This window comes from Campylobacter sp. IFREMER_LSEM_CL2194 (genome assembly GCF_025771685.1).
In the GTDB taxonomy this organism is placed as follows: Bacteria; Campylobacterota; Campylobacteria; order Campylobacterales; family Campylobacteraceae; genus Campylobacter_D.
This window is the reverse complement of sequence record NZ_JAKMQS010000042.1, coordinates 1-1,531: the sequence shown is the minus strand read 5'-3', so window position 1 is coordinate 1,531 and position 1,531 is coordinate 1. Positions and strand designations below refer to the sequence as shown.

Below are 1,531 nucleotides of genomic sequence, written 5' to 3'. Positions count from 1 at the left end.
CCATTTGCATATTCATATAAAATTTGTATAGCATCATTATAAGCTAAGATAGGGTGTTGTTTTATCACTGGGTGTTGTGTTTTATACTCTTCTTTTCTTTGAAAATGTTCTAGCTTATATATATTACAATTTCTAAGTTCTATATTGTTTTTTTCAAAAAATTCCTTATCATTTAAGATGTATTTGCCCTCATTAATTTTATCTTCCTTAAAAGCACTTCTTTTTTCATCTAAAATAATATAAGATAAAAGTCTTTTTAAGGCAAATTCCCTAGCTTTGCTTGAAGTTGTAGCACAAGCAATACTAGGATAATAATTAAGCCCACCTGTGCATAATAAAGAACCAAAAATAAACTCAGATAAATCAAAACTCATAAATCTAGAATTTATCAATAAAGGATAGGTTAAGTATTCTTCTTTTTTTACAGCTAAAGGAAAATCATAATTGTAAGTAAATTTTTCATACATTAGTTTTTCATATAAAATTTTTAATCTTTCATAATTTGTAGGCAAAAGTGTATCGATAAAAGATCCTGCTAAATTTTTTAACACATCTACACTTAAATTTTTACTTACTTTAATAGAAAAATCGATAGCTAATTGTTTTTTTACTTTTGATATCAAATGAATTTGCTTAGCTTTATCCAATCTTGAAAAACTCTTTGACTTTTTCAACTCGCTTGCATATTCTAATTGATTAAAATAATAATAATTTGTTCCTATTTGATATAAAAAAAGCTTATTGAGTGGCTTTTTACTTTTTGGATTAATTTTTATAAAATGTCCTTTAGGATTAAGTGCATAAAATATCCCTAGTTCTTTAAAAAAATGTGCTTTAAAACTAGAAAATAATTTATTGCCATAATGCTTTTTATCAAAGCTTGAATTTATAAAAAATAAAATCATTTTTTTAAAAAAATCAGGCTGGCTCATAAAAAATTCTGCAAAAGGAAAAAGTTGCTTAATGATATTAAAAAAAGTGATATCTATAGATAATTTTGCAAGTTCATTATCAAGCATAATTTCTTGAATACTTTTATCTAAATCTTTTTTCAAAGGAAGAGTTTTATCTGTTTGTGTATTTTCTTTAAATTCAATTTCCTCATCAAAGCTTTCATTTAAGGTTTTTAAAAAATTCACATAAGCTTGATCATCTTCTTCAAAATCATTTTCAAACATAGCTTTAGCTAATTCATCTAAATAGATAACTTCATCTTCTTTTTTATTTTTATTTAATTCTTTAGATAAAAAGATGTAAATTTTTTTATCATTATCATAAAAATAAATATCATCAGGGATAAATAAGATATACTCATTAAAATAATTTGGTATTTTAATCTTTTGGTAATTAAGTGAAATTTCTTTATCACCATAATCTAAATTTGGAATTACAATATTTTTAACACCAAGAGAATATTCTTGTGTAGAAGCTAAGTCTTTTTGTAAAACATACAAAGTTAAAGTCAATAAAACAACCGTTAAAGGTGAGTATTTCTTAAAATCTACATTTTCATATGTTTTGGATATTGATG

At 23.4% G+C, this 1,531-nt stretch carries 1 pseudogene; it reads right to left on the bottom strand.

Going from position 1 to position 1,531, the window contains the following annotated elements:
* Nucleotides 1-1,531, bottom strand: a pseudogene (locus L8V79_RS08065) (hypothetical protein); the annotation flags it as partial.